The following is a 240-nucleotide window of genomic DNA, read 5'->3' on the forward strand; positions in this document are numbered from 1 at the left end:
GGCATACTTTCGGTATTCATTTATATGATGTGTTTTAGGTATATGGCTAGTCATAAATTATCCAAGGTAAAGCAAGGTGTACTCCTATATGGACTAGGCATAATCTCGATTGCGTTATTTGCAGGTTTAATTATTTTTAGTGGCATTTATAGTACAACTTTTATAAAACTTGATAACACAGGTAATATTATTGCTGTTATACTAGCCATTTCAATATTCATCCTCATATCCTTATGGAGC

The 240-nt window shown here is 32.1% G+C and carries 1 protein-coding gene; it reads left to right on the forward strand.

Annotated elements, in window-relative coordinates:
- Window positions 1–3 precede the first annotated feature (3 nt).
- A partial coding sequence (locus SB822_RS60535; protein WP_410859579.1) for an HAAS domain-containing protein occupies window positions 4–240 on the forward strand: 237 nt, incomplete at its 3' end.

It is taken from the genome of Paraburkholderia sp. SIMBA_054 (assembly GCF_046534875.1).
GTDB classification, from domain to species: Bacteria; Pseudomonadota; Gammaproteobacteria; order Burkholderiales; family Burkholderiaceae; genus Paraburkholderia; species Paraburkholderia hospita.